Annotated in this window: 28 protein-coding genes and 1 tRNA gene; 16 read left to right on the top strand and 13 right to left on the bottom strand. The window is 66.8% G+C overall.

The genetic code is table 11. From position 1 onward, the window contains the following. Positions 1 to 46 precede the first annotated feature (46 nt). Both WEB52_13610 and WEB52_13605 read right to left on the bottom strand, forming a co-directional pair. Positions 47 to 814 (bottom strand): hypothetical protein, encoded by a 768-nt coding sequence (locus tag WEB52_13610; protein ID MEX2227474.1) that lies wholly within the window; start codon positions 812 to 814, stop codon positions 47 to 49. A 166-nt stretch (positions 815 to 980) separates the two neighbouring features. Then, positions 981 to 1,057: transfer RNA gene (locus WEB52_13605), tRNA-Tyr, on the bottom strand. Between the two features lie 205 nt (positions 1,058 to 1,262). Here WEB52_13605 and WEB52_13600 point away from each other — a divergent pair. Together WEB52_13600 and WEB52_13595 are read left to right on the top strand one after the other, a co-directional pair. Further along, positions 1,263 to 2,294, top strand: coding sequence for a lysylphosphatidylglycerol synthase transmembrane domain-containing protein (locus WEB52_13600; protein ID MEX2227473.1), 1,032 nt, complete (start codon positions 1,263 to 1,265; stop codon positions 2,292 to 2,294). A 37-nt stretch (positions 2,295 to 2,331) separates the two neighbouring features. Continuing rightward, positions 2,332 to 2,802, top strand: coding sequence for a VOC family protein (locus tag WEB52_13595; protein MEX2227472.1), 471 nt, complete (start codon positions 2,332 to 2,334; stop codon positions 2,800 to 2,802). Between the two features lie 146 nt (positions 2,803 to 2,948). Here the strand turns inward: WEB52_13595 and WEB52_13590 are convergent, their stop codons facing one another. Then, entirely contained in the window at positions 2,949 to 3,953 is a 1,005-nt protein-coding gene (locus WEB52_13590) for an aldo/keto reductase (GenBank protein ID MEX2227471.1), read from the bottom strand. A gap of 161 nt (positions 3,954 to 4,114) precedes the next feature. Then, positions 4,115 to 5,038, bottom strand: coding sequence for a cyclase family protein (locus tag WEB52_13585; protein ID MEX2227470.1), 924 nt, complete (start codon positions 5,036 to 5,038; stop codon positions 4,115 to 4,117). 212 nt (positions 5,039 to 5,250) lie between these two features. Here WEB52_13585 and WEB52_13580 point away from each other — a divergent pair, with 212 nt between their 5' ends. Continuing rightward, on the top strand, positions 5,251 to 6,297 hold the full coding sequence (locus tag WEB52_13580) for a hypothetical protein (protein ID MEX2227469.1): 1,047 nt from the start codon (positions 5,251 to 5,253) through the stop codon (positions 6,295 to 6,297). Positions 6,298 to 6,364: 67 nt separating this feature from the next. Here the strand turns inward: WEB52_13580 and WEB52_13575 are convergent, their stop codons facing one another. After that, on the bottom strand, positions 6,365 to 6,679 hold the full coding sequence (locus tag WEB52_13575) for a hypothetical protein (GenBank protein ID MEX2227468.1): 315 nt from the start codon (positions 6,677 to 6,679) through the stop codon (positions 6,365 to 6,367). Between the two features lie 147 nt (positions 6,680 to 6,826). Here WEB52_13575 and WEB52_13570 point away from each other — a divergent pair, with 147 nt between their 5' ends. From WEB52_13570 to WEB52_13555, 4 genes are all read left to right on the top strand, one after another. Beyond that, positions 6,827 to 7,243 carry a VOC family protein gene (locus tag WEB52_13570; GenBank protein MEX2227467.1) on the top strand — a complete coding sequence of 139 codons (417 nt, stop codon included), beginning with the start codon at positions 6,827 to 6,829 and terminating at the stop codon, positions 7,241 to 7,243. Positions 7,244 to 7,340: 97 nt separating this feature from the next. Continuing rightward, positions 7,341 to 7,928, top strand: coding sequence for a hypothetical protein (locus WEB52_13565; GenBank protein MEX2227466.1), 588 nt, complete (start codon positions 7,341 to 7,343; stop codon positions 7,926 to 7,928). Between the two features lie 60 nt (positions 7,929 to 7,988). Then, on the top strand, positions 7,989 to 8,951 hold the full coding sequence (locus WEB52_13560) for an aldo/keto reductase (GenBank protein MEX2227465.1): 963 nt from the start codon (positions 7,989 to 7,991) through the stop codon (positions 8,949 to 8,951). A 50-nt stretch (positions 8,952 to 9,001) separates the two neighbouring features. Then, positions 9,002 to 9,646: a hypothetical protein gene (locus WEB52_13555; protein MEX2227464.1), complete on the top strand. Its 645-nt coding sequence runs from the start codon at positions 9,002 to 9,004 to the stop codon at positions 9,644 to 9,646. 27 nt (positions 9,647 to 9,673) lie between these two features. Here WEB52_13555 and WEB52_13550 read toward each other — a convergent pair whose 3' ends face one another. From WEB52_13550 to WEB52_13530, 5 genes are read right to left on the bottom strand one after another with little or no spacing between them, the layout of a single operon-like run. Further along, positions 9,674 to 10,855 carry a glycosyltransferase family 4 protein gene (locus tag WEB52_13550; GenBank protein ID MEX2227463.1) on the bottom strand — a complete coding sequence of 394 codons (1,182 nt, stop codon included), beginning with the start codon at positions 10,853 to 10,855 and terminating at the stop codon, positions 9,674 to 9,676. Then, entirely contained in the window at positions 10,852 to 11,646 is a 795-nt protein-coding gene (locus WEB52_13545) for a PHP-associated domain-containing protein (protein ID MEX2227462.1), read from the bottom strand. The genes WEB52_13550 and WEB52_13545 overlap by 4 nt, the downstream gene beginning before the upstream one ends. A 47-nt stretch (positions 11,647 to 11,693) precedes the next feature. Continuing rightward, positions 11,694 to 12,647, bottom strand: coding sequence for a lysophospholipid acyltransferase family protein (locus tag WEB52_13540; protein ID MEX2227461.1), 954 nt, complete (start codon positions 12,645 to 12,647; stop codon positions 11,694 to 11,696). Between the two features lie 3 nt (positions 12,648 to 12,650). Continuing rightward, on the bottom strand, positions 12,651 to 13,577 hold the full coding sequence (locus WEB52_13535; GenBank protein ID MEX2227460.1) for a hypothetical protein: 927 nt from the start codon (positions 13,575 to 13,577) through the stop codon (positions 12,651 to 12,653). A gap of 7 nt (positions 13,578 to 13,584) precedes the next feature. Further along, positions 13,585 to 14,721: an inositol-3-phosphate synthase gene (locus WEB52_13530; GenBank protein ID MEX2227459.1), complete on the bottom strand. Its 1,137-nt coding sequence runs from the start codon at positions 14,719 to 14,721 to the stop codon at positions 13,585 to 13,587. Positions 14,722 to 15,304: 583 nt separating this feature from the next. Between WEB52_13530 and WEB52_13525 the strand changes: the two genes are divergently transcribed. Further along, positions 15,305 to 16,609, top strand: coding sequence for an MFS transporter (locus WEB52_13525; protein MEX2227458.1), 1,305 nt, complete (start codon positions 15,305 to 15,307; stop codon positions 16,607 to 16,609). Between the two features lie 94 nt (positions 16,610 to 16,703). Here WEB52_13525 and WEB52_13520 read toward each other — a convergent pair whose 3' ends face one another. Continuing rightward, complete coding sequence (locus tag WEB52_13520; GenBank protein ID MEX2227457.1) at positions 16,704 to 17,600, bottom strand: complex I NDUFA9 subunit family protein; 897 nt, start codon at positions 17,598 to 17,600, stop codon at positions 16,704 to 16,706. A gap of 224 nt (positions 17,601 to 17,824) precedes the next feature. Between WEB52_13520 and WEB52_13515 the strand changes: the two genes are divergently transcribed. Then, complete coding sequence (locus tag WEB52_13515; protein MEX2227456.1) at positions 17,825 to 19,054, top strand: hypothetical protein; 1,230 nt, start codon at positions 17,825 to 17,827, stop codon at positions 19,052 to 19,054. A 37-nt stretch (positions 19,055 to 19,091) separates the two neighbouring features. Here the strand turns inward: WEB52_13515 and WEB52_13510 are convergent, their stop codons facing one another. Then, entirely contained in the window at positions 19,092 to 19,301 is a 210-nt protein-coding gene (locus WEB52_13510) for a hypothetical protein (protein MEX2227455.1), read from the bottom strand. A 103-nt stretch (positions 19,302 to 19,404) separates the two neighbouring features. Continuing rightward, positions 19,405 to 20,289: an alpha/beta hydrolase gene (locus WEB52_13505; protein ID MEX2227454.1), complete on the bottom strand. Its 885-nt coding sequence runs from the start codon at positions 20,287 to 20,289 to the stop codon at positions 19,405 to 19,407. A gap of 171 nt (positions 20,290 to 20,460) precedes the next feature. On the opposite strand from WEB52_13505, the gene WEB52_13500 reads away from it, so the two are divergent. From WEB52_13500 to WEB52_13470, 7 genes are all read left to right on the top strand, one after another. Beyond that, a complete protein-coding gene (locus WEB52_13500; protein MEX2227453.1) occupies positions 20,461 to 21,228 on the top strand; it encodes a hypothetical protein in 768 nt (255 codons plus the stop codon). A 48-nt stretch (positions 21,229 to 21,276) separates the two neighbouring features. Next, a complete protein-coding gene (locus WEB52_13495) occupies positions 21,277 to 21,753 on the top strand; it encodes a GNAT family N-acetyltransferase (GenBank protein ID MEX2227452.1) in 477 nt (158 codons plus the stop codon). Between the two features lie 84 nt (positions 21,754 to 21,837). Continuing rightward, positions 21,838 to 22,539 (top strand): dienelactone hydrolase family protein, encoded by a 702-nt coding sequence (locus tag WEB52_13490; GenBank protein MEX2227451.1) that lies wholly within the window; start codon positions 21,838 to 21,840, stop codon positions 22,537 to 22,539. Continuing rightward, a complete protein-coding gene (locus WEB52_13485; GenBank protein ID MEX2227450.1) occupies positions 22,536 to 22,832 on the top strand; it encodes a hypothetical protein in 297 nt (98 codons plus the stop codon). The genes WEB52_13490 and WEB52_13485 overlap by 4 nt, the downstream gene beginning before the upstream one ends. Positions 22,833 to 22,834: 2 nt before the next feature. After that, positions 22,835 to 23,476 (top strand): phosphatase PAP2 family protein, encoded by a 642-nt coding sequence (locus tag WEB52_13480; protein MEX2227449.1) that lies wholly within the window; start codon positions 22,835 to 22,837, stop codon positions 23,474 to 23,476. A 55-nt stretch (positions 23,477 to 23,531) separates the two neighbouring features. Further along, on the top strand, positions 23,532 to 24,365 hold the full coding sequence (locus tag WEB52_13475) for an MBL fold metallo-hydrolase (protein ID MEX2227448.1): 834 nt from the start codon (positions 23,532 to 23,534) through the stop codon (positions 24,363 to 24,365). A gap of 367 nt (positions 24,366 to 24,732) precedes the next feature. Next, complete coding sequence (locus WEB52_13470; GenBank protein ID MEX2227447.1) at positions 24,733 to 26,046, top strand: acetyl-CoA hydrolase/transferase C-terminal domain-containing protein; 1,314 nt, start codon at positions 24,733 to 24,735, stop codon at positions 26,044 to 26,046. Positions 26,047 to 26,167 lie beyond the last annotated feature (121 nt).

The raw sequence follows: 26,167 nt of genomic DNA, 5'->3' as shown, positions 1-26,167 counted from the left end.
CCGCGATCACGCTTGGGGTTTGACCTCTCTCAACGTCGACTAGCCGTCAATCAGAAATGAGCGGGTAATCTCCCGCAGAAAGATCTCGGCCCATGCGCAAGAAGACGCAGAAGCGAAGCACCGCGCTCCAGGCGAACCGTAGTGCCGCCAACCGCTCATCATAAGAGAGGTAGACCTCGTCACCATGGCGTGCATCTTTGGACCAACTCTCGCCTTGTCGCCATCGCTCCAGCTGGAGGGCTGCTCTCATTCTGTCCCAGCTAATGCGCCGCGCACGCTGTTCATCGGCGTCCGCACGATCCACAAAGTATTGTCGGATTGACTCTATCGCTCTAAATGTTGAATACGGAGTGTCGGTAGGAGAGAGAATCGAAGTGCGGAGGTCGGAAAGAGATTGCCGGAGAGCTCCATGCCGCGAGGCGAGTTCCCATATCTCCGGCTCGGAGACACCTGAGTCCACCAAAAGCTCCCGTAGGTCGCCAAGCCTCGAATCGAACCTTTCCGTAACGGCACCAGTCACTTCCTCCAGGTGCACGTAGTACGCTGCCCCTTGATAGAAGCCGAGCACATCCACGGCCACCCTTGCGCAATCGGCGACGGAGTCCCTGAGCGTCGACACGCGGGGCGTGCCTCGCCCGACGTCGGGGCGCACGGTAGCGGTGATTCGGCTGTCTTTTACCTTGATATCGACGGAGAACCTTAGCTCCGGTGTCTGTACTATCAATTCCGGCAGGTCCACCAACAAGAACCTGTTCTCGGGAGTAAGCCGACCCGTGAAAACATACTCGGGACGGAGTTCCAGCTCGTCGGCCATTCTTACGCCTAACCTTTTTCCGCCGCGCCCGGCTCCGCCTAACAACGTAAGTAGCCGAGGCACGGCGCGTCCGCAGCCGTCCGTATCGGTTGCTGTCACCCGTTGCTGTCACCCATCGTACACGAACGAAAAACGGCGCCCGAGAGCGCCGTTTGAAGCTACAACATGGTCCCAGGGGCTGGATTCGAACCAGCGATACACGGTGTTACAGACCGTTGCCTTAGGCCACTTGGCTACCCTGGGGCACACGCATGTTATCGCATCGCGCACGACACGCTACGCGACGCCGCCCGCACCGCAATACGAGGCGCGCCCACAAGGCATTCCCTGCGCCATCTGCGTCGTCTGCTTCATCTGCGGACGCCCCGCGCCCGACGACTGACGACTGACGACTGACGACCCATCCGCTACCCTGCCACCGCACGCTGCGAGGTCGTGCGCGCTCCGGATGAATCTGTCCAACATCCGCAATCGCTTGCTCGTGTCGATGCTGCTCGGCATCATCGTGTTCGCCGGGCTGCTCGCGTATGGCGACTTCCGCGAGGTCGGCCGCAGCCTCGGCGACTTCCACTGGGAACTGATGCCGCTCATCCTGCTGGTGACCTGCGGCAACTACCTGCTGCGCTTCATCAAGTGGGAGTACTACCTGCGCCAGATCGGCGTCCGCGGCCTGGCGCGAAGGGACAGCTTCCTCGTCTTCTTTTCTGGCCTGGGCATGACGATTACGCCCGGAAAGGTAGGCGAATGGTTGAAGAGTTACCTGCTGAAGGAAGTACACGGCACCCCCGTCACGCGCTCGGCGCCGATCCTGCTCGCGGAGCGGCTGACGGACAGCCTCGCGCTGCTGATCATCGCCGGGTCGGGCGTGATCTTCTTCGGGCGGGAGCTGTGGCCGGTCGTCGCCGTGATCGCCGTCGGCTCGGGGATCGCGATCGGCGTGTCGAGGCATCGGCCGACGGCGCACGGGCTGCTCGGCGTGCTGGCGCGCGTGCCGTTCATTGGCCGCTTCGCGCCGCGCTTCGAAGAGCTGTACGAGAGCACGTACATCCTGATGAACCCGCGCGGCGTGATCCTCATGACGGCGCTCAGCGTCGCATCGTGGTTCTTCGAGGTGATGGCGTTCTACCTGACGCTCGCCGGGCTGGGCGCCGGCGCCGAGATCGATACGCTGCTCAAGGCGGCGTTCATCCTGCCGATCGCGACGCTGGCCGCGGCGATCCTGCTGACGCCGGGCGGCCTGTTCGTCGCCGAAGCGGGCATCACGTCGCTGACGCAGGAGTTGCTCGACCTCAGCAAGTCGGCGGCGACCGTCGGCACGCTGATCATCCGCATCGCGACGCTCTGGTTCGGCGTCATCGTCGGCCTCGTGGCGTTCGCCATCCTCACGCGCCGCCTGTCGAAGCAAGGCAAGCTGCTCGATGGAAGCGGGACGCGCGATGCGGGCGGCGAGATCGCCGTTGGGTCTGATCCGGCCGGTTGATCCGCGCACGGTGCGCGTTCCTCACAAGGGAGGTCACATGACAGACGTTCGAGCCACGAAGGCGCTCGTGACGGGCGTTGCGCCGATGTTTCTCGTGGACGACGTCGTCGCATCGGCCGAGTGGTACCGGGACACGCTCGGCTTCAACATCGGCGAGTACTACTCCGACGATCACGGCCACGACGAAGACGGCAACGACATTCCCGGCTCCCCCAGCGAGGTGTTCTTCGTGATCGTCGACCGTGATGGGCACCGCCTGATGCTCGGCAAGACCGTTCGGCGCGGACTGGGCGTGATCTCGAACGTGTCGTCCAAACAGTACTCGTGCGATACCTACTTCTGGTGCGAGCGCGTCGACGAGATCTTCGCGCACGCCAGGGCCTCAGGGGCGCAGTTCCCGCAGGAACCCGTGACACAGTTCTATGGCATCCGCGAGTTCCAGATCAGGGACCTCGACGGCCGCGTGCTCACGTTCGGCGCGCCGGCCGCAGGCGGCGCGGAGGCGTAGGTGGGCGAACCAGCGAACCATGCGGCCGGAAGATGACGCGGGCTGAAAGCCCGCGCCACATTAACTTCCTGCGCGCTTCTGCGCCTCGGCGGTTCAGCAACCACTGCCGACTGCCGACTGCCGACTGACGACTGACGACCCCGCGTCTAGACGCGGAACGGATGCGGCCCGAACTCCGCCTCGTAGAACGGCGCCACCGAGTCGCCCCGACGCGCCACGCGGTTGATCGCGCGCAACTCGTCCTCCGTGAACGTGACCTCCGTCGATGCCAGGTTGTCTTCGAGCTGCTCCATCGTCCGCGGGCCGATGATCGGGCTGGTGACGCCCGGCTGCTGCATGCACCACGCGAGCGCAAACTGCGACAGCGTCACGCCCTTCTCCTGCGCCATCGGCTCCAGCCCTTCGACGACGTCGTAGATGCGGTCGTTGAGCCGCCGCCGGTACAGCGGGTTCGACGTGTCGGCGAAGCGCGCGCCCTCCGGCGGCTCCTCGCCGCGCTTGTACTTGCCGGTGAGCAGCCCGCCGGCCAGCGGGCTCCACGGGATGACGCCGAAGCCGTACGTGCGCGCCGCCGGCAGCAACTCGCGCTCGATGCGGCGGTCCAGCAGGTTGTACGGCGGCTGCTCGACGACGAAGCGATTGAGCCCCAGCCGCTCCGACGTCCACAGCGACTCGACGAGTTGCCACGCCGCGAACGTGCTCGTGCCGAGGTAGCGCACCTTGCCGGACCGCACCAGGTCGTCGAGCGCGCGCAGCGTCTCGTCGATCGGGATATCCGGCTGTGGGCGGTGGATCTGGTAGAGGTCGATGTAGTCCGTCTGCAGGCGCTTCAAACTCTGCTCAGCCTGCTCGATGATGTGGCGGCGGCTGTTGCCGAGGTCGTTGACGCCCTCGCCCATCTTGCCGTGGACCTTCGTCGCCAGCACGACGTTCTGCCGCTTGCCGTTGCGCTTCAGCGCTTCGCCCGTCGCTTCTTCGCTGCGGCCGGTACTGTACACGTTCGCCGTGTCGACGAAGTTGATGCCGGCGTCGAGCGCCCGGTCGATGATGTCGTAGGAGTCGGTGGGGTTGGTCTTGCCGCCGAACATCATGCAGCCCAGGCAGAGGCTGCTGACCTTCGTGCCAGTACGACCCAGTGCGCGATATTCCATGCCTGTCTCCTGTCCGTCGATACACGTACGTAGATCGATCGTGGATCAGATGCGCCTTACGCGGTAGCAGCAACGACGTGTGCCACGAAATCCACCGCCCCCGAGAAGCAAGCTCCCCCTCTCCGCTCGGCGGAGAGGGGGCCGGGGGGTGAGGTTCCCCGTCACATCACCGCGATCGGATTCACCGGCGACCCCGTGCCGCCCAGCACGACCAGCGGCGCGATCGTCAGCATGAACTCCCATCGTCCGGCGGCCGCGCACGCCTCGGCAAGCGCATCGAAGTTCGCGTTGTCGAGCAGCGGCAGCCCCATGTACGGGATCGCGATCGAATGGATCGGCAGCGCGGGCGCGCCGTACGCCTCCTGCCCCGGCGCCTCCATCAGGTCCCAGCCAAGCAGCGCCGCGTCGTGCTCGTACAGGAACTCGAGCGCGGATGCGTGCAGCCCGGGCGCCAGCCACGGCGGCTCGAAGTCGGGGTTCGCCGCCCAGAACGCCGCCAGCCCCATGCGCACGAGCACCGCATCGCCGCCTTGCGGCGTCACGCCCTGCTCGCGCGCGATGTCCTCGAGTTCCCAGCCGTGTACGGGCGCGTCATCCGTCACGTAGCCGGTGTCACGGTGCCGCGGCACGTCGTACAGCACGCCGCGCGTGACGATGCCTTCGCGCCACGCATCGACCGAGTTGCACGTCGCGCCTTCCGGCGTGATGTCCGACGACGGGCGGCCGCCGTACAGCTTGCCGTCTTCCGTATAGATGTGGCACAGCGCGTCGATGTGCGTGTTGACGAAGCCGTGATACGAGACGCCGATGTAGTCGCTGCAGCCGCCATCGCCGACGTTCATGCGATGCTCCGCGGGCTGCGCGTTGCGTCGCGGCCCGGCGACGCGCGCCGTTGCCAGCGGATTCGCGAGCGAGACCTTCGTGCCGTTGCGCACGAGCGCCCCCGCCGCAATACGACGCTGAGGCGTGATGTGATTCAGCGTCCCGAGCTGATCGTCGTCGCCCCAGCGCCCCCAGTTGCTGAAGCGCCGCTTGTAGTCCTTGTAGTCCGCCGGCGTCGGTGGTGTGCGGTCTGCCAATGCCAAGACGTGCCTCCCTTCGAGAAAAGTATGCGCTCGGGAAGGCTTGAAGGCATCGGTCGCCTGCATACAGCCTCCGAGCCTGCCGCTCGTCGACGGACGGCGCACGGCGCACTGCGAATCGCGCTCTTGACCGCCCCTTTATTCGAGGGCTACGCTCTCGACACTAACCCCACAAACCTGGCGGGACCGCCAATCTGTCTCCCACGGAGGCCCCCATGCGCCACTCCACCATCCGCCTCTTGTTCATCATGTCCGTCGCCATCCTCGGCGCCCTAAGCCTGAACGTGCGCGCGACGCACGCGCAGGAAGAACCGGCCGACGTCGTCGATGCGTTCGCCGCCGCCGTCGAAGCGGGCGACGCCGCCGCGATTCTCGCCCTCTTTGCCGACGACACGTCCTTCACCGACATCAGCCTGATCGGCGGCTCGTTCGCCGCCATCGGCAAGCCTGCCGTCGCGTTGATCTTCGAGGAGATCGCCGCCCAGAACATCGAGATCGCGCTCAGCGGCGTCAGCGTCGATGAAGACACGGGCGAAGTCACCGGTCTTGCAACGCTTTCCGACAATGACTCCGACGCAGCAGGCGTCGGCCGTTACCTGCAGCCATTCTCGATTACCGTCGTCGATGGTCTGATAACGAGCGCGAACTTCACCTACAACGAGACTGATCCGCAGACCCGCGCGTACCTGGAATACGTCAGTGAGCAGGAAGAGGACGACGGCGGCGGCGAACCCGGCATCGGCGAACTGCTCATCGAACTCGGTCCCGGCCGCGATGGCAGTCAGCTCGGTCAGGCGTTCCTCTTCGAAGCGTCCCCCGAAGTCACCGGCGTCGGTATCCAGATCGCGGCAGGCGCGGCGGGCGCCCTTCAGCCGGCGCACATCCACGACGGCGACTGCCCCGGCGTCGGCGGCATCGCCTCGCCGCTCGCCAGCGTGCTTAATGGTTTCTCATTCGCGTTTGTCAGCATCCCGATCGCTGATTTGTCAGCGGGCGACTACGCCATCAACATCCACCAGTCTGAAGCGCAGGCCGGGCTGTACGTCGCCTGCGGCGAGGTCGGAGCCGTGGCGATCGAGCCGACGCCGCCCGCGCCAGCGCCGAGCCCGACGCCGGCGACGGGTGTGATCGCTCCCGACACGGGGACAGGTCCCTCGGACGGGACCGCCACGAGGCTGTGGCTCATCGCGCTGCTCGTCACGGGCGGCATCGGGCTGTTCGCGGCGGCAGCGGCGGGCGCAACGCGTCTGCGCCAGCGTTAAGCGCGCGCTTTAACACCAACGCCGGGAAGGCCCGCTCATTCGAGCGGGCCTTCTCCAATACCCACGGTCAAAGGGGCTGCTCAGTGACGCCCGTGCATCGCGTCGTTACGGCGCGTCGCTGACGAGCCGGTACCCCATGCCGCGCACGGTCCGAGTCTGGCTGGCTGCGTTTTCCGCCGCAACCGACGCGCGCGTCGTACGTCTCGGCCAGCGAGCGCCCCGGGCGCCACGTGACCTGCGCCGGTCGCGCCGAGAACACGCGCCCGCCGCCGTCTGTCACGGCCGCATCGAGCATGGACGCGGCCTCATCGCCGAGCATGGCGGGAAGCGCCGGCAAGCCCTCATCTTCGATCGCAAGCAGACGCCTTCGAGCTTCGTCCATCCGCCCAGTATGAGTTCGGCGCGTGAGGCGCCGATGAGGCGTACGTGAGAGGACTCTTAGAGTTGGCGCCGGAGCGGTAACTGCGTACAAGCATCGCGATGAGCGACGCGCTATCATCGCCTCGAACTACCGTAGGAGGATCGTTCCATGCCAGACGCAAAGACTGCCGTCACCGCCGATATCGTGCCGTTCCTGCGGTACAAGGACGCGCGCGCCGCCATCGATTGGCTGGAGAAGGCGTTCGGGCTCGAGACGGTAGCCGTCTACGGCGAACAGGACGGCGAGATCGGTCACGCGCAGATGCGCATCGGCAACGGCGTCATCATGCTGTCGACCGCCAAGGACGATGGCATGGGCATGAAGAGCCCGCGCGACTTGCCCGGCGTCAGCATGGGCATCTACGTGATCGTCCCTGACGCCGATGCGCACTACGAACGCGCGAAGGCGGCGGGCGCGCAGATCCTGATGGCGCCCGTCGATCAGGACTACGGCGGCCGCGATTACACCGTCCGCGACCTCGAAGGCAACGTCTGGAGCTTCGGGACGTACCGGCCGGAAGCGTGACGAGCGCGCTCCATGCCTACCGCGTTGCGCGGCGAACGACTGTCAACAGGATATTTTTGCCCGAAAGAGGCAAGCATTTTTCAGAAGGGAGTCTGTGATGATTCGCCGAGCCGTGAGCACCGCCATCACCGTCGCAGTTTTGATATCGCTGGGCGCGCGATTTGGCTACGGAAGTGTCGCCGCCTTTGGCGACGCCACGCCGACACCGGCGATTGATTCGACGCCATCTGCCGTGCCGGCGGCACCCAGCAACGTCACCCTCGATCTGTCCGGCCCGATCACGTGGCAGGACAACTCTGACAACGAGGATGGGTTCCGGATTGTCTACTCACGTCAGGCAGGAGATGCCACGCCACAGTCGGAGGAGTATCAGGTAGGCGCCAACGTCACGTCGGTCGCGCTCTCGGCAACTGCGCGTGCGTTCACGGGTGATATTGTGCGGGTGTCGGTCGTCGCGTTCAACGCGAGCGGTGAGTCGCAACCCGCGGTCCTGGCAAGAGCGCTCGAAGACTCCCCACCGCCGGTTCCCGTGGAGACGGCATCGCCCGCACCGCCCCAGTTGCCTGGCACCGGCACCTCGGAGGAGCCGATCACCGAGTCCCTCTCTCGTTGGCTGCTCGGGTTTGCGTGCCTGGCGTTCGTGATGGGAGCATGGACGGCGCTCGCCGCGCTGCGACGACGGTGACTGCCGCCAGGCGAGTGCGCGCGCCTACCGCGTTGCGCAGCGAACGACTACGCTCAGCCCGTGAACACACGCAAGCTCGGCACCACGGACCTCAGCGTCTCCGACATCTGCCTCGGCAGCATGCAGTTCGGCTGGACTACCGACGAGACGGCGTCGTTCGACGTCATGGACGCCTTCGTCGAAGCCGGCGGCAACTTCATCGATACCGCGGACATCTACAGCAGTTGGTCGCCCGGCAACCCCGGCGGCGTCTCGGAAGAGATCATCGGCCGCTGGATGAAGCAGCGCGGCAACCGCGACTCCCTTGTCATCGCCACGAAGGTGCGCGGCAAGATGTGGTCTGCCCGCGACGGCGAAGGCCTGGGCCGCGCGCACATCACGCGCGCCGTCGCGGACAGCCTGCGACGGCTGCAGGTGGACACGATCGACCTCTACCAGTGTCATTGGCCCGACGATGACACGCCGATCGAAGAAACGCTCACCGTCTTCGGCGAACTGATCGCCGGCGGCAAGCTGCGATACGTCGGCGCGTCGAACTACAGCGCGGATCAACTGCAACAGGCGCTCGACGTCGCCCGCGCGAAGTCGCTGCCGGCGTTCGTCAGCCTGCAGCCGCACTACAACATGGTGCATCGCAGCGAGTTCGAAGCGGACCTCGCCGCACTGTGCGAGCGTGAGCGTATCGGCGTCATCCCGTACAGCCCGCTCGCCGCTGGCTTCCTCACCGGCAAGTACCGCAAGGGCGCCGGCGTCCCGAAGAGCCAGCGCGCGGACCGCATCAAGCAGCGCTACCTGAACGACAGGGGCTTCGCCGCGATCGACGCGCTCGCCGCCATCGCCGGCGCCCACGCGACGACGATCGCCGCCGTCGCGCTCGCCTGGCTGCTCTCCAAACCGGCGATCACCGCCCCGATCGTCGGCGCCAACACGCGCGCGCAACTCGCGGACCTGCTGCCGGCATCAGATCTCCGCCTGTCCGATGATGAGGTCGCCACGCTGGATGGCGTGTCGGCGGAGTTCTGACGGCGCCGACTCCACTTGCCCGGCCCCGTACAATGGTGCGGAGGCGCACCATGGCGATCACGCGCGAAGAACTGGCCCGTCGCACGCGACGCCTGCTCATCAGCGTTGCGCGACGTCGCCAGAAGCCCGGCTCTGGCTCTCTTCTCAAGCTCACGGATTGGAGCGATATGGCGCAGTGGCCCGATCTCACCGGCGCGCTCGAAGGTCTGCGATGGGCGATCGTCGGAGCCGTAGCCACGCGTCTCTATATGCCGGAACGCGCGACAAGCGACCTTGACGTCGTCGTGCTCGCCGGAGATGCGAACACGGCGGAGGCGCGTCTAAGCGCCGCCGGCTACGAGAAGCTGGGCGCGCTCTCGATCGGCGGTTCGACGTGGCGCGCGCCCTCCGGTCAGCAACTCGATCTCATCAGCGTGGATGGCTCGCGGTGGGTGACCGCGTTGGAACTTGCGACAACGAACGCAGACCCGGCTGGCTCGCGTGTTCTCACGCTGCCGTTTCTCGTGCTGATGAAGCTCGAATCGGGGCGGCTGCAGGACGTCGCAGACGTCGGCCGCATGCTCGGCTTCGCCGATGACCAAGGACTCGCGGATGTGCGCAACGTGATCGGCCAGTACGCGCCCGAGGTGGCAGACGACCTCGCGAGCATGATCGAGTTGGGCAAGCTGGAACACGATTCCGGCCCGGATGCCTGAGCGTGCTCACACCGTACGGATACGCCGCTAAACCCCCAGCACGCTCCGCTCAGCCGGCAACGCGTCGCCATCCGCAGCCGCCGCCTCGCGGTCGACGATCTGGCGCTCGTAGATCAGCCGTTCGTAGTACGAAAGCACCCGCTGGCTGACGCGCTCCCACGCGAAGTGCTGTGCGTGCTCGCGGCCGCGCTCGGCCATCGCGTCGCGCCGTTCCGGGTCGCGCAACAACCCGACGATCGCGCCCGATAACGCCGCCGCGTCTTCGGGGCGCACCAGCAGCCCTTCGACGCCGTGCGTCAGCACGCCGGCGAAGCCATCGATGTTCGACGCGACGATCGGCAGTCCCGCCGCCATCGCCTCCAGCAGCACGATGCCCTGGCTTTCGAATCCCGTGTTCGGCGCGCAGAAGACGTGCGCCGAGTGGTGGTAGCGCGGCAACTCGTCGAACGGCACGTTCTCGCGAAAGCGCACGTTCTGCAGTTTGGCGCGCCGCACGGCGCTCTCGTAGCGTCCGAAGTCGCCGGCCCCGACGACGATCAGCCGCGTGCCGGGGATCGCGCGCTGCACGCCGACGAAGGCGCGGATCAGGTGCTTCAACCCCTTGCGCTTCTCCGGCCGCCCGACGAACAGCACGTTGAGCTTGCCGTCGCTGAATTCCGGCATCGCGTCCGCATCCCGCGCAAAGTGCTCGACGTCGACGCCGTTCGGAATGATGTTGTAGTACCCCGGAAAGTACTTTTCGATGTGCTTCACGGCGGCCGTGGATACGGCGATCTTGCCGTCGAGATTCGCCGCCCAGCGCTTGATCAGCCGCCGTCCGTACAGGTAGACGAAGTTCGAGTCGCGCGCGGCGTGCCACGTGCCGACGTTCACGCTCGTCGAATAGCGCAGGAACTGGACCGGCAATTGCGGCATGAACGGCTCGTGTACGTGGATGATGTCGAACTCGTGCTCGTCGAGGAAGCGCCGCACGTGCCCGGCCACGCGCAGCGAGAGCGTGATCCGCGCGACGGAGCCGCTCACGCGCAACGGTATCGCGCGTCCGATCGTCGTGATCGGGCAGATGTCGCTCTGCGCCTTCTTTGATCCCGCCGCGACGATGTGCGGTTCATGCCCGCGTTCGACGAACTGCTCCGCGAGATGGCGGATGTGGTTGTTGACGCCGCCGCTTACGCTCCAGTCGTACGGCGACACGAGCGCGATCTTCATGGCGCCACGTCCTCGCGCGGTGTCTCCGGCGGGTGACGGTAGCGTCCACGGCTCGTGATGAAGCTGCGGATCGTCGGCGCCCAGCCCATGTTGCGCGGCGTCGCCATCATCCCGCGCCACGACTGCACGGCGATGTTCCGGTAGCCCAGTTCGTTCATACGTGGCGCGCGCCCCGCGGCGCCTTCCGTCGTCTTCGCGTCGATCGCGCGGCGCAGTTCGCCGGCCGTCGTGCCTTCAAAGCGTGTGTACGCGCTGCCGACCGATGCCAGGAAGTGCGCATCGCTGCAGCCCAGCGCCGCCAGGTGATAACGTTCGCGGTTCAGCCTTCGCGCGCGTGCCGACGTGACGCGTCCCGCGGGGCTCAGGTTGTACTCCTCGATGCCGTCGAAGTGGATGCCGCCATTCGGCGTCAGCGCCACGCGATCGAGCACCCGCGCGTGCACGCTGCGCGTCAGCCACGACAGCGGATGGGGCACGATCGCGAGCCCGCCCTGGCGGTGGATCGCCTCGAGCGTCGGTTCCATGCGCCGGAACGACGGCACGGGCTCTTCGATGAACAGCGCCAGTAGGTGGCCGTCGAGCGTCGTCACTTCTTCACCCATGACGAGCGCGAAGCGATAATCACGTCGCGCGTGCAGTTCGCGCGCCTCATCGGCGGCGCGCAGCGTGTCGTGCTCGGTCACGGCGATGACATCAAGGTCCGTCGTCTGCTCGACGTACTCGAGCAGGTCGGGCACGGTCGCCATGCCGTCGCCGTAGCGCGTGTGGATGTGCAGATCGGCCTTACCCACGGCGCTCCGTCCAGAACACGATCGGCGCTACAACGCGCCGATCACGATCATTGTACTGCCTGCGGTTCGGACGCCTGTTCGTCGGGGGATGTGCGTTCCGCCTCCGCGACGTCATCCCGCCAGATGCGGTCGAGCACGCTCCACTGCCCCGGATCGTTGCGCAGGTGCGCCTCGAACAGCTTCAGCAGCGCCGCGCTGTTGACCCGCAGATCGTGCTCGTTGTTGCCGGTGCGCACCATCTCCAGCGGCGGTCCGATCTTCGCGTGTACCTTGAAGCCGCCCGTGCGCTTCACCCAACCGGGCAAGACCACGGCGTTCGTGCGCAGCGCCAGGTCGATCGCGCCCGTCGGAAAGCGAGCCTGCGCCCCGCACAGCTCCAGGTCGATGCCGCGGTTCTGGATATCGCGGTCGATCAGGATCGCCACGACGCCGCCGTTGCGCAGCCACGCCAGCGCCTTCTTCACCGCCGCGAAGCTCACCGGCTCGTAGACGTGCCCGTGGACGCGGCGCAGGTTCCACATCAGCCGCCCGAGTTCCGGCGGCTGCAGCGGCTCGACGAGCGCGAATACTTGGATGCCGACTGCCGCCAGCCCCTGCACCGCGAACTCCGGGTTCGCGTAGTGCGCCGATGCCAGCACCACGCCCCGTCCCGCCGCCTGCGCCTCCCGCACGTAGTCGACGCCCTCCAGGACAAGGTCGTTCTCGTAAAAACGCCGCACGTCCATCCGATGCATCCCGATGACGTCGGCGTAATAGCGCCCGGCGTTACGCGTGCACTGCCGCGCGATGCGATTCACCTCGTCTTCGGTTGCATCCGGCCCGAGCACATGTCGCACGTTGCTGCGCGTGTTTTCGCGGATCGACCGGCGGCGGTTGTACAGCCGGTCGCTCACGAAGCGGGCGATGCCGTAACGCCAGCCGAGCGGCAGCCGGCCGATCGTCTGGATCACGGCGACCATCAGGTAGTACTTCCAGAGCCGCGGGCGCGGGATCAACGCCACGCCTCAGGCCTCCCCGGCGACACGCTGCGCCGCCGCCGCGGTCACTCGCTTGCGGGCCCACATGCGGCGGAAGATGAACCACTGCCCGGGATACGCGCGGATCGTCTGCTCCATCGAACGCATGATCAGCCGCGTCAGGTCCTGCACATCGCGCGTAGTGTCGCCGCTCGCTCTGAAGTCGCGCAGCGACGAGTCGATGATCGGCCTGATGATCATGTCATCGTCTGGCCCGCGCAGCACGACGGCCGGCAGCACCCAGGCGTTCGTCCGCAGCGCGATGCGCGCCGGCGCCGACGAAACCAGCGCCGGCGCCCCGAAAAACTCGACGCGAATGCCGCCGGCGTCTTTCGGCGCAATATCGACGAGCATCGCCAGCATCTCGCCGCGCCGCAGCGCCTTGAACACCGTCGGCCCCAGCCGATCGTGCCCGATCACCTTCATGCCGAGCCGCTCGCGCGAGCCCTGCACCAGGTCATTCATCGGCGGGTAGCTGAACGTCTCCGCGATGGCGTTGATCGGGTAGTCGTAAGCCGCGAGCGCCGCCGCGCCCAGGTCCCAGCTACCGAAATGCAGCGTCGCGATGATCACGCCGCGGCGGGAGTCCCGCGTTTCTTCGAGCTCGGCCCACTGGTCGAAGCGCAGCCGCCGGCGCACCTCTTCGCGCGACATCGACGGGTAGTGGATGAAGTCGACGACGTACTTTCCGAAGTTGCGGAAGGAGTCCCGTGCCACGGAGTCGACGAACCTGGCGTCGTCGCTTTGCAGGACGTGCGCCAGGTTCGCGTTCAGCGCCTTGCGGTGGCGGGGAAAGATCACCCAGTAGCAGATGAGGGCGACGCGCTCACCGAACCAGTAGCCCAGGCGAAGCGGCAGCGGCCGGGTGACGAGGATCGCCAGGCGGAACAGCCAGTAGACGAGCCTGTCGAGCAATGCGGCCTCACCCTGCTATGAACTCCTCCACCATGTCGTGGGCCACGTCGTCCGGGAACTGCTGCGGCGGCGACTTCATGAAGTACGCCGATGGGCCAATCAGCGGCCCGCCCAGACCGCGGTCCAGCGCCAGCTTGCAGCACCGGATCGCATCGATCACCACGCCTGCGGAGTTCGGGCTGTCCCACACCTCCAGCTTCAGTTCCGCGTTCAGCGGCACATCGCCGAAGGTCGTGCCTTCCATCCGAATGTAGCACCATTTGCGGTCCAGCAGCCACGGCACGTGGTCAGAAGGGCCGACGTGGACGTCCGACTCCGGCAATTCGTAATCCAGCATGGATGTGACGGCGCTCGTCTTAGAGATTTTCTTCGACTCCAGCCGCTCCCGCTCCAGCATGTTCAGGAAGTCCGTGTTGCCCCCGAAGTTCAACTGGTACGTCCGGTCGACGCGCACGCCGCGCTCGCGGAAGAGCCGCGTCAGCATCCGGTGCACGATCGTCGCGCCCACCTGCGACTTGATGTCGTCGCCGATGATCGGCAGGCCCGCTTCCTGGAAGCGCTTCGGCCAGTACCCATAGTGGTCCCGTGCGATGAAGACCGGGATGCAGTTGACGAAGCCGCACCCGGCCGCCAGCACCTGCTCCACGTACCACTTGGTGGCTTCCTCCGAACCCACCGGCAGATAGCTGACGACGACGTCCGTCTCGGTGTCCTTCAGCAACTTGACGATGTCTTCCGTGCCGCCGCGCGACTTCGTGATCACCTGCGAGAGATACTTGCCGAGACCGTCGTGCGTCATGCCGCGCGAGACGCGCACGCCCTGGTGCGGCACGTCCGAGAACTTGAACGTGTTGTTCGGCGTTTCGAACACCGCTTCGCTCAGATCCTTGCCGACTTTGTTCGCGTCGATGTCGATCGCGGCGACGAAGTTGATGTCGCTGATGTGATAGCCGCCGAGCGTGGGGTGCATCAGGCCAGGGATCAACTGGCCTTCCCCGGCATCCTGGTAGAAGTACCGGCCCTGCACCAGCGATGACGCGCAGTTGCCGACGCCGATGATCGCGACGTTGATCTTGCCCTTCGAGCGTCCGTTCGCCGATGCGGCCGTCTTTGCGCTCGTCTTGCGGGCGGTCTTCGTTGCCATGCTTGTAGCCCCCTCGTCGTAGAACAGCCGGTGCTCGGGCATCCCGAAGATCTCACACACGGCTTCGATGAACTGGCGGCCGGGCTGCTTGGTGCCGGCCTTCAACTGCGACAGATAGCCTTCGCTCACGCGATACCCGCGCCGCTTCAACTCAGACAGCAGCCAGCGCTGCTTCTGGCCGCGCTCTTCGAGCACCTCGAACACCCGCGTGCGGATCATCGCCACCTCAGTTAAGTTTCATGAACCGTACGTGCCCACCTCGGACCCGGTCAAGTCACGAAAACTTTACCTTGTCCACAATATCGCGCGGCACCCAACCGCCCGGAATGGTGCGTACGCACCATCTTTTCTGGCCCCGGCGCCGCCAGCACACACCCAGGGCGCCGTTTTCGCTCGCGGCCGCATGGACCCATCCCCTTTGCTGTTTGCTGTCTGCTGTTTGCTGTTCGCCACCTGGTGTCTGTCTGGTTGTTCTCCGACCGCTGTTCTCCGACCTCCGGTCTCCGACCTCCGATGTCCGATCACGAACTTCCAGCGACCAGTGACCAGCGACCAACCACCAATCAGCTACGCTGCCCCCGCCATGCGCCAGCTCCTGCTCGATGCACGCTTCCGCCAGTACGCGATCGCCAAGCTGCTCCAGCTCGCCGGCCAGAACGCGCTGATCTACGGCCTGTTCATCCTTGTCATCGAGAAGCAGGAGTCATCGCTCAGCACCTCGCTCTTCGTCCTCTGCTCCGTGCTGCCGTCCGTGCTGCTCAGCATCCCCGGCGGCGTCGTCGCGGACGCGACGCCCCGCAAGATGACGATCCTGCTCATGCTCGTCGCGCGGCTTGCCATCATCCTCATGTTCATCCGCTTCGACGTCAGCCTGCCACTCGTGCTCGGCCTGACGCTCTTGATCTGGGCGATCTACCAGTTCTACTCGCCCGCCGAGAACGCCGCGCTCATCGCCGTCACACCGCCCGGCATGATGGTGCAGTCGAACGCCGTGATGTACATCGTCAGCCTGATCGCGCAACTCGGCGGCGCCGGCTTCATCGCCCCCCTGGCGCTGAAGACGTTCGACGCCAGCGGCCTCTTCGTCGTCACGTTGCTGCTCGTGTTCGGCGGCCTCTTCATGTTCGCGGGCATCCGAAACCTGTCCCCCGCCGAGCCGCCCAAGCACCGCGAAGGGCTCCTTCGGTCGTTCTCGTTCGGCCTCCGCTACTTCCGCGCCGACCCGCTGGCCACGCGCGCGATGCTCCAGTTCGTGCTCCTCAGCTCCGCCACGACGATGGTCATCGTGGCGGTGCCGCGGTACCTGGAAGACGTGCTCTCGACCGGCGTCATCAACGCCGTCTACATCTTCTCGCCTGGCGCGATCGGCGTGGCGTTCGGGCTCGCCGTGGCGCCGCTCATGACGCGCCTTCTCGGCGGCCCGACGGTCACCCTGCTGGGGTTCATCGCGTTTGCGGGCGCGCTCGCCGCCCTCGCGGCCGTCGACCCGCTATCGGAAGCGATGCGAGAGTGGGCGTACTTCGAATGGGCGCGCGAGACCTTCAACGTCAACCTGCCCGTCGCCACGACGATGGTCATCGTGCCGTTCGGCGGCCTCGGCATCGCGCTCGTGAACGTGTCATCGCGCGCGCTGATCTACGAACGTGCCGAGACCGCGCGCCTCGGCCAGATCTTCGCGACGAAGTCGGCGATTGGCAGCGTGGCCTCGATCATCCCGACGCTCACCGCCGGCGTCCTCGTCGACCGCGTCGATGTGCGATATTTCCTCGGCGCGATCGCGGCGCTGCTGATCGCATCGCTGATCCCGCTGCTGAGCTACGGCCGCAGCCGCGCCCGCATCCCCGCCGAACTGCTGATGCAAGAAGTCAGCGCGTCAGAATCGCCATAGAGATTGCTAGCAGCGACGGCCAAACCTTCCACGACTGACGGCTGACGGCTGACGGCTGACGGCTGACGGCTTGCGTCCCACCTTGTATCTCCCGCTACCGCAGGTAGCTCTCCAGCCCCTCCCGCAGCGGCGTCAGTCGCGGCTTCAGCACCGCCTCCAGGTTCGACGTGTCCGCCACCGCAGGCTCCGTGATGAAGTCGATCGCGTCCGCGCTCAGCGGCGGCCCGGGCAACACCGACGCGAATCGCCCGAGCGTCTTGCCGACGATCACCGGCTGGTGCAGCAGCCGTCGCTTCTTGCCCTGCACGTCGAGCGCCGTCTTGACGACGTCGTTCATCGACATCACCTCCGGGCCGCCCAGCTCGAAGACCTGACCTGCCGCCTCGGGCTTCAGCGCGGCGTCCGCCACCACGCGGCCGGCGTCGTCGATGAATACCGGCTGCATCGACTGCTTCCCGTCGCCGAACATCGGCACGAACGGCAGCAGCTTCGCGAAGCCGAGAAAGCGATTGAGCGACACGTCGTCCGGCCCGAAGACCCACGTCGGCCGCACGATCACCCACTCGAGGCCGCTGCCGCGTACGTACGCCTCGGCCTCCCACTTGTAGCGAAACCAGTGTTTGTCGGCGTCCTTGTCCGCGCCGGCGCCGCTCACGTACACGAAGCGCTTGACGCCGGCCGTCTTCGCGGCGTCCACCTGGTTGCGCGTGCCCTTCAGGTCGATGTCCTCGAACGTCCAGCCCTTGCGCCGGTTCTCGATCGGCGAATTCGGAAACTGCACGGCATTGACGACCGTATCGACGCCCTGCATCGCCGCGACGAGCGACTGGGGCTCGCGCACGTCGCCCTCGCGCGCCTCGACGTCATGGCCGAACTTCTTGCGGATCTTCTCATCGTCGCGGCCCAGTACCGCCACCGGCTGGTCCCGGCGCAGCAGTTCCTTGACGATCGCCGAGCCCACGAATCCTGTGCCGCCAGATATCAGGATCATCGCATCACTCCCTTTCCTGCGGGCGTCCCTCATCGATTGTGCAGGATTTCTCAATCCATTGTATGCCCGTAGCCATGCCGCGGGGGTCACTTCTCCACGGGAGTTCGCAGTGTATTTCCGTGATGCATCGCTGGCGGTCTTTGTCTTGACGGGCCTGAGTCGGAAGCCGTCGAGGCCCACATCGCCGGTTAACCTAGGGTCCGCGCCAGGCGTTTCTATTTGGTATGAAACGCATCGCCACCATCGGCATGATGCTCTCCGCGCTTTCACTGTTCGCCGCGACCTGCGTGACGGCGACGCGTCAAAACGCCCGGGACGGACCGTGGGTCGGCGAAGTCCTGAACACCGGGCGCGGCGTCGTCTCCGACTCGAAGGTCCACGCGGACATCACCGATGCGGCAGGGGCGCGATTTCAGGCGAGTGCGCGGACGTGTCCTGAGCAGCTTGCCCCCGGCGAGAAGGCCACCTACACCGTCTACATGCCCGGTCGCGAACCGACCGGTTATCCGCGCATCATCCCGACCGACGGACCGATTCCGCCATTCTCCGCCGTCATCCGGACCGAGAGCATCGACCACGACGATCGAGCCGTCGCGGCCGACATCCGCGTCCGCCTGCTCGAGCGGAACCTGGTCCGCGGCTACGCGTACGTCGAACTCAGCAACGACTCCAACGTCGACTACCGCGACGTCAAGTTGTGCGCCAACCTTCGCGCCCCAGATGGAACGCTCATCGAGACAGCGCACGCAGGCGTCTTTCCGTGGGACCTGCGGCGCGGTGCGCGCACGACGGCGATCCTCTACTTCAACGCTGCGCCGGCCGGTCAGCTTGAGTTCGTCACGCAGGCGAAGCTCGACTGCTGCGGCACCACGACGCTCGATCCCGACGACTTCCACGTCGAGTCGCGCCGTGAAGTGACCGACGCCACGGGCCGTCGCTTCGCCCTCGTCGTCGGCCAGTTCGAAAACACCACCGGCCGCGATCTCTACAGCGTCCACCTGGGCGCGCAGGTCGCAGGGTCGCCCGCCGATCGAGCCGATGAAGTTCCCGTCGGCTGCGGCATCGCGGCGCCGGCCGGCGAGCTCGTCCCCGCGACGTTCCTCCTGCCCCTGCCCGATGGCGTGGCCGCGCCGGACGTCGTCATCTCCGGCATCCAGGGCTTCCCCGGTAACACGCCGTCCTGGCGCTCGCTCCCCGTGAGCCACGTCCAACTCAACGGCAACCGCGTCACCGCGACCGTCTCCAATCCCGACGATCGCTTCTATAACATTGACGGCTCCTGTTTCCTGCTCCGCGATGGCAACGGCCAGCTGGTCGGGGCGGCGAGCACGTTCGCTCCCGGCGGCATCGACGCGGGTGAGTCGGCGGGGATTTCGGCAATCGTGCCATCAACCAGGCAAGCGGTGCGCGCCGAAGTCATCGTCTATGCCGCGCTGGCCATCCGCGTGCCCTGACTGCATCCGCCACCGCCGGACGATCGCACCCCGCACGCTAGCCATCGTCGATCAGTTCGTCTTCCATGAGCGCCAGCGGCATCCCGCCGGATGCGTCGTCACGGATCCCTCCGCAGCCACACGCGATCGTCTGCCCGCGCTTCCCTGCCGACACCATCCGCAACTCGTGGCCCTCGCCGTTATGCTCACTCGCGAAGTCAGCGAGCCGGCGCGCATGCTCCGCGAGCTTCGGATCGTCGAGCGGCAACACAACAGCCCCACGCGGAGATCGCGGACGTCCAAACAGGCTCACCTCTAACCTCTAATCTCCAACTTCCAACCCGAGGAATCCAGCCTCCAGCTTCCAGCCTCTAGCCGCCAACCTCCAGCCGACCATCCCGGTCGACCGGCACTTGCTCGTGCCGCACCTTCTGCGGCAACCCCCGCGCGATCGGCTCGCCGCGCACGAACGCCGCAATCGCGTGCGAGAGCGCGTCGGGGTTCTCTTGCCAGTACCCGCGTGTTGGCGCCGCGGCCAGGCGTGCGTGCGGCATAGCCTCGTACAGCATGCGCCCGGAAGCCTCAGGGTGGATCGGATCGCCGGGGTGCGTCAGCACCAGCGCCTGGTGTGCGATCTCCGAAAACCTGTCGACGGGCAGGCGCTCGTCGAACAGCACGCCGCGGATCGCCGGCACGACGCGCTCGCGCCGCTGCGATGCGAAGAACGCTCGCAGGCTGACGCCCGGCGTCGCCGCGTCCGCTGCCCGCACCTGCGGCATCCGCATCAGCATCGCCGACGTCAGCCGCGGCCCCAGGAACTGGTACATCGTCGCCAGCGTCCCGAAGAGCTTCCGCGCTTCGCCCGCTCCTTCGCCCATCGGCGGCGGCGCGCGCAGGATGAGCTTGTCGACCGCCGCCGGATGCGCGAGCGCCAGCACCAACGCCGTGCCCGCCCCCATCGACGCGCCGTACACGCTCGCGCGTTCCAGCCCGCGCGCGTGCATCACGCCCAGCATGTCCTCCGCGAGCGACGACCATCGATAGTCACGCCGCCGCGTCGTGTGCCCCGAGCGGCCGTGGCCGCGCGCATCGTAGGCTATGACGCGCACGCCGCGCTCAGCGATCGCCTCGATATTCTCGCCGAACGCCCGCCCCAGCTCCGTGCTGCCCATCAGCCCGTGCGCGAAGATCAGCGGCGGCCCTTCGCCGTGCTCCTCGTAGTACAGATCGACGCCGTTCACGCGCGCGTACGCCATGCCTACATCGTATCCCGCGACGAATGCCGCCGCGCTCGCGGACGCCGCGGCGGCATAGCAGTAGCATCCACGCAGCGACGCTCGCGGCGTTCGATGCCGCTCGTTGACAGACGCCCGTTCGCTTCGCCCGCCGTTCATTGACAGGCCGATGGCCCGGATCAACGATCGGGCATGCGCCGCCTCGTATCCGCTGCACTCAGGCACGCGCCCGTCATCGCCCTGGCGATGTCCCCGGTGCTCGCGCTCCTCGCCGCGTGCGGCGACGGCACGCCGCGCACGCGATCGGCTGGCGACGTGCCACAGCAGCGCGCAATCGGTCCCGACGCCCGTGACTTCGAGTGCCCCACGCGCGAACCCTCAGATCCGACGCCCATCCCGACGCAGGACATCACCGTCGAAAACCTCAGCCAGTGGTCGGGCACGGTGACGGCGCTGCATCGCGGACGCATGGACGAACTGCAAACACAACTCGTCGAGGCGCGAGCGTCGTTCGCCGGCGTCGAACGCAGGGAGACGCTGATCGACGGCTGGAGCGAGCCGGTCAGCGCAGCAGACGCCGCCGCACGCGCCGATGCCCTCATCGTCGGCAAGGTCACGGCTCAATACCTGGACTACGCGTCGAACGACCGCGGCGACTTCTTCGTGCTGGTGTCGGAGATCGAGACGGCGGACGGCGTCGTGCGTCTCGCGCAGGATGCCTATGTCGGTTGCGTGTCCGACGGCCCGCAAACCGACGCCCACATCGTCCTCGGCAAGAACCCCGTGCACCCGCTCGACTTCGCCGCCCGCTACGCGATCTTCGCCGAGCACGAGCCCGCCGTTGCGATGCGTCGCGCTCGATCCCCGGGCACACCTACGAAATCGACGATGACGGCGCCATTACGCGCAAGAACGCCGATCTGCCCGGCGTCAGCGCGCTCACCCGCCTCGACGACCTGACCGCACTGTTCGAAAGCGCGCACTGACGATCGCGTTTACGCTTGTCGCATGATCCGTGATGCCACACCCGACGATATCCCGTCGATCGCGGCGCTGATCCGCGCCCTCGCCGAGTACGAACGCCTCGCGCATGAAGCCGTGTTCGATGAAGACGAGTTGCGCGCGTACCTCTTCGGCGAGCGGCGGTACGCCGAGGTTATCCTCGCCGAGCACGCCGGCGATGTCGTGGGGTTCGCGCTGTTCTTCCACAACTTCTCGACGTTTCTCGGCAAGCCCGGCATCTACCTCGAAGACCTGTTCGTGCGCCCCGAGCATCGCGGGGGCGGCCACGGCAAGGCGCTGCTGTCGCGTCTCGCGCAGATCGCGGTCCAGCGCGGATGCGGGCGCCTCGAGTGGTCCGCACTCGACTGGAACGAGCCTTCGATCGCGTTCTATCGGTCGCTCGGCGCCGTCGCGATGGACGACTGGACGGTTTACCGCCTGACGGACGCTGCGCTGTCGGCGCTCGCGACGGCGGCTGATTAGCCGCGCTTCCTCGTGGCGAGCAGCAACACCGCGAACGTCGAGTCTATCGCCGGGTGCCGCTAGGCTACCGTCAGGGAGGCGAACATGGAAACACGTTGGGATGAAGTCCAGTCCAATGGCGCCAGGATGCGCTGCTACGTCACGCTGCCCGCCACGACGCCCGCGCCGGCGGTCGTCGTCATTCAGCATGCGGGCGGCGTCGACCAGTTCATCCAGTCGATGACCGAGCGCATTGCCGAAGCGGGCTTCGTCGGCATCGCGCCGGATCTGTATCACCGCGACAATTCCGCAAACGCCGACGATCCGCTCACGCGCATGGGCCGCCTCCGCGACCACAAGATCATCGTTGACGTCTCGGCGGCGGTGGCGCACCTGAAGTCGCTGCCGGAAGCGCGCGGCGACCGCATCGGCATCACCGGCTTCTGCATGGGCGGCCGCGTCGCGTACCTCATGGCGACGCAGGACGCGGAGTTCAAGGCGGTCGTCGTCTTCTACGGCGGCAGCATCATGCAGCCGTGGGGCGACGGTCCGGCGCCGTTCGACGAGTCCGCGAAGATCGGCGCGCCGCTGCTCGGGCTCTTCGGCGAGCAAGACGGCAACCCCAACCCGGACGACGTCGCGAAGATCGACGCCGCGTTGACCCGCCTCAACAAGCCGCACGAGTTCCACTCCTACGCCGGCGTCGGGCACGCGTTCATGAACGTCGGCCGTCCGGGCTATCGAGAAGAGGTCGCGCAGGACGCGTGGCAGAAAACCGTCTCGTGGTTCGAACGCTACCTCAAGTGACCACGCCTGAGCCGATCGGCGCTGGCACGCTGAAGCTGATCGTGCTCGACGCGCGGCGCGATCTGGTCGCGGTCGCCAAAGCCGCGCTTCACGCACACGTCCGCCCGCAAGACATCCGGCGCGCCGGCGCCAGCGCACTCATCGTGTATTGCACAGCCGCGCCCTCCGACGTGCGTGACTGGCTTGCGCCGCTGCTCGCCGAAGACGAGTCGGCGCTCGTCACGGAGTTCGAGCGCTGGTCCGCGCGCGGCGCTGCCATCGATCGGCGCTGGATGTTGCGCCGCGGCCACTAGTGATGTCACCCGCCGCGCGCTGGACGGCGATGGCCGTCGCGACGCTGATCGCCGCGGTCACGCTGTCGATCGCCGTCGCGCTCGACGACGTGCTGCCCGGCGAAGCGCGCGTCCTGCGCGAGATCCAGTCGTGGGACTGGCTCGGCGGCGCGTTCGCCGACACCGTGCGCTTCGTGACGACGACGCAGGTCGTCGTGATCAGCGGCATCGCCGTCGCCGTCGCGCTCTGGTTGCTCGGCGAGCGTCGTGCGGCCGTCACGCTCGCGATCGCGCTGGCGCTGCTCGAGATCGCGCAGCCATCGATCAAGGAGATCGTCGATCGCCCGCGGCCGAGCGCCGGTCTCGTGGAGATCCGCGGCAGCATCACGAGCCCGAGCTTTCCGTCGGGGCACGTCATGAGCCCGACCGTGCTCTACGGCGTGCTTGCGACGCTCGCGATGAAGCGCGGTGCCTGGTCGAGCGCGCTACGCGCCACGATCGTCGTCTTCAGCGCACTACTGCTCCTGGCGACGGCGCTCGTGAACCTTTACCTGGGAGTCCACTGGCCGACCGACGTGATCGGCGGCTGGCTCTGGGGCGCCGTCGTCGGGTGCGCCGCCTTCGCCATCGCGCGATGGCTGCCGCTGGAAGATCGACCGCGCTGAATCTTCGCCGACGGCCCGGACGTATACTTCGACGTTGCAGGCAGGGAGGTACGCGATGCGTGAGTTCACACGACGCAGATTTATCGTCGTCGGCGCGGCTGGCATCGCTGCGGCGTACGTGAGCGCCGCCTGCGGCGACGACGGCAACGGCGGCGTCGCTTCGCCTGCCCCCGACGCGACAGCCCCCGCAGCCGCGGCATCGCCCACGGTCGACGCAGGCGCCGACCGCGGCGCCGCCGGACTGCAGTGGTTCGGCCAGTCGATGTTTCTGCTCACGAGCCCGGGCGGCACGACGGTGCTGCTCGACCCCTTCGGCGAAATCGGCTACACGCTGCCGCCGCCCCTCAACAGCGACGTGGCGACGATCACGCACGAGCATCCCGACCACAGCAACGACGCGCTCGCCGGCACGGCGACCGTGCTGCGCGGACTCACCGCCGACGGCTGGGCGGACATCGACGAGACGATCGGCGACGTCAACATCCGCACGGTCCAGACGTGTCACGCCGCGTCGCAGGGCAGCGAACGCGGCCGCAACGCCGTCTTCGTATTCGAGACTGGGGGGCTGCGTATCGCGCACCTCGGCGACCTCGGTCACGTCCTTACCGACGAACAGCGCACCGGCATCGGGCAGGTCGACGCGCTGATGGTGCCCGTCGGCGGCGGATTTACGCTCGATGCCGCCGCCGCCACGCAAGTGGCAGGCCAGCTCGACGCGAAGATCGCCTTTCCCATGCACTACCAGACGGAGCGCGTGACGTTCCTCCGGGACACCGCCGAACCGTTCCTCGTCGGCAAGACCGTCGAGCGCGCCGGCAGCACCACGATCCGCCTCAGCGCCGCCGACTTGCCCGCCGCCCTGACCGCGTACGTCCTCGATTATGAGTGAACGCCAATCGCGTCATGCTGAGCGCGGCGAAGCATCCCGTCACGCCGCCGCACCCCACGCCCGATCGCCATACCGCCGATCGTAGGGACGTAGCTTTAGCTGCGCCCGAATGAAGTTACGTGGCGCAGCGAAGAATCCCGGCGTGCAACGCACCACCACACCGACCGGCCGCACACTCGATCGTCCCTCTCCGCCTCGCGGAGAGAGGGATAAGAGGGTGAGGTTCCGTCTTACCCCGCACACTCGATCGTCCCTCTCCGCCCGACGGAGAGGGATAAGAGGGTGAGGCTCCCCGCGCCCGTCGCCTCGCGTCATCCGTTATGCGATAATCGCCGCCACACGTCGAGAGCGAGAGCGGAGCACACGCATGGACTGGAAAACCCGTCACGCCGATAAGCTGATGTCCGCCGAGGACGCCGCGAAGATCGTCCGCTCGAACCAGAGCGTCTACCTGGGCATGTTCGGCAGTTGCCCCGAGGGTCTCGCGAAGGCGTTGTACGCGCGCCATCCGGAACTGGACGACGTCCGCATCTACCACTACGTCGCGCCGTTCCTCTGGTCGACGCCGGAGACGCAGGGCCACTTCCGCCTCGTCACGTCGTTCTCAACGCCCGCTGATCGCAAGCAGGTGCACGCAGGGCTCGCTGATTACCAGCCGGTCGGCGTGTTTCGCGAGTCGTACATCATGCAGCTCTTCAAGGACATGGACGTCGCCATGGTGAAGACGTCCCCGCCCGACGAGAACGGCTACATGAGCTTCGGCGGCTCGCTGTGGATCAACCGCACCGCCTGCAACGCCTCGAAGCAGATCGTCTGCGAGGTCGACGAGCGCTTCATCCGCACCTACGGCGAGAATTACGTGCACATCTCCGAGGTCGCCGCGCTCGTCGAGCACGTCGCCTCCGACGATCGCGCGGCGCCGATCCCGCCCCGCACCGACGAAGTGATCGCCGCCGCCGAGGTGATCTGCACGCTCGTCGCGAGCGAACTCGTGCGCGACGGCGACACGCTGCAGATCGGCATCGGCGACGTGACCGCAGCGATGGCGCTCTATCTCGGCGACAAGCACGACCTGGGGATCCAGACCGAACTGATCCCGGGCGGCGTCGTCGACCTGGTCGAGCAGGGCGTCGTCACCGGCCGCAAGAAGCGCATCGCGCCCGGCAAGGTCATCGGCTCGGCGTTCGCGGTGTTGCCGCCCGAGGAACTGCAGAAGGCGCACATGAACCCGAAGTTCGAGCTCTGGGACTTCTGCCACACCGATGACCTGCGCACGCTGCTGCGCGAGGAGAACTTCGTCGCGATCAACAACGCACTGCAGATCGACCTCACGGGCCAGGTGACGGCCGAGACGCTCAATGGCCAGGTCTACAGCGGCCCCGGCGGCCAGACCGTCTTCGCCACCGCCGCTTGTTCCGTCGAAGGCGGCCGCTCGGTGATCGCCGTCCCGTCCAGCTCGGCGGTCGATGGCCAGCGCTACTCACGCATCGTGCCCGAGTTGCCGCCGGGCACGGCCGTCACCGTCCCGCGCACGTTCGTCGACTACGTCGTGACCGAGCACGGCATCGCGCACCTGGGCGGCAAGACCGTCCGCGAACGCGCCGCCGAACTCGTCAGCGTCGCCCACCCCGACTTCCGGGGCGAACTCAAAGAGCACGCAAAGAAGCGCGGCTGGATGTAGCTGTACCTGCGCCACCCCGCACACGACTGCGCTGCATACCGTCATCCTGAGCGAACGCGAAGGATCCCGTCACGGCGACCCCCGCCATCCCGCAACCGGCGCGCCGCACACCGTCATCCTG

This window comes from Dehalococcoidia bacterium (genome assembly GCA_040902535.1).
GTDB lineage: Bacteria > Chloroflexota > Dehalococcoidia > DSTF01 > JACRBR01 > JBBDXD01.
Note: the sequence above shows the minus strand (reverse complement) of the source record. Positions and strands in the feature narration are given on the sequence as shown.

Bases quoted from the DNA above. Each gene is read 5' to 3' on its own strand.
- WEB52_13590 (MEX2227471.1), bottom strand. From the start codon at position 3,953: ATGGAATATCGCGCACTGGGTCGTACTGGCACGAAGGTCAGCAGCCTC.
- WEB52_13575 (MEX2227468.1), bottom strand. From the start codon at position 6,679: ATGGACGAAGCTCGAAGGCGTCTGCTTGCGATCGAAGATGAGGGCTTG.
- WEB52_13500 (MEX2227453.1), top strand. From the start codon at position 20,461: ATGCGCCGCCTCGTATCCGCTGCACTCAGGCACGCGCCCGTCATCGCC.
- WEB52_13555 (MEX2227464.1), top strand. From the start codon at position 9,002: ATGGCGATCACGCGCGAAGAACTGGCCCGTCGCACGCGACGCCTGCTC.
- WEB52_13505 (MEX2227454.1), bottom strand. From the start codon at position 20,289: ATGGCGTACGCGCGCGTGAACGGCGTCGATCTGTACTACGAGGAGCAC.
- WEB52_13495 (MEX2227452.1), top strand. From the start codon at position 21,277: ATGATCCGTGATGCCACACCCGACGATATCCCGTCGATCGCGGCGCTG.
- WEB52_13530 (MEX2227459.1), bottom strand. From the start codon at position 14,721: ATGGCAACGAAGACCGCCCGCAAGACGAGCGCAAAGACGGCCGCATCG.
- WEB52_13570 (MEX2227467.1), top strand. From the start codon at position 6,827: ATGCCAGACGCAAAGACTGCCGTCACCGCCGATATCGTGCCGTTCCTG.
- WEB52_13525 (MEX2227458.1), top strand. From the start codon at position 15,305: ATGCGCCAGCTCCTGCTCGATGCACGCTTCCGCCAGTACGCGATCGCC.
- WEB52_13600 (MEX2227473.1), top strand. From the start codon at position 1,263: ATGAATCTGTCCAACATCCGCAATCGCTTGCTCGTGTCGATGCTGCTC.
- WEB52_13565 (MEX2227466.1), top strand. From the start codon at position 7,341: ATGATTCGCCGAGCCGTGAGCACCGCCATCACCGTCGCAGTTTTGATA.
- WEB52_13480 (MEX2227449.1), top strand. From the start codon at position 22,835: ATGTCACCCGCCGCGCGCTGGACGGCGATGGCCGTCGCGACGCTGATC.
- WEB52_13595 (MEX2227472.1), top strand. From the start codon at position 2,332: ATGACAGACGTTCGAGCCACGAAGGCGCTCGTGACGGGCGTTGCGCCG.
- WEB52_13515 (MEX2227456.1), top strand. From the start codon at position 17,825: ATGAAACGCATCGCCACCATCGGCATGATGCTCTCCGCGCTTTCACTG.
- WEB52_13520 (MEX2227457.1), bottom strand. From the start codon at position 17,600: ATGATCCTGATATCTGGCGGCACAGGATTCGTGGGCTCGGCGATCGTC.
- WEB52_13475 (MEX2227448.1), top strand. From the start codon at position 23,532: ATGCGTGAGTTCACACGACGCAGATTTATCGTCGTCGGCGCGGCTGGC.
- WEB52_13580 (MEX2227469.1), top strand. From the start codon at position 5,251: ATGCGCCACTCCACCATCCGCCTCTTGTTCATCATGTCCGTCGCCATC.
- WEB52_13550 (MEX2227463.1), bottom strand. From the start codon at position 10,855: ATGAAGATCGCGCTCGTGTCGCCGTACGACTGGAGCGTAAGCGGCGGC.
- WEB52_13490 (MEX2227451.1), top strand. From the start codon at position 21,838: ATGGAAACACGTTGGGATGAAGTCCAGTCCAATGGCGCCAGGATGCGC.
- WEB52_13610 (MEX2227474.1), bottom strand. From the start codon at position 814: ATGGCCGACGAGCTGGAACTCCGTCCCGAGTATGTTTTCACGGGTCGG.
- WEB52_13470 (MEX2227447.1), top strand. From the start codon at position 24,733: ATGGACTGGAAAACCCGTCACGCCGATAAGCTGATGTCCGCCGAGGAC.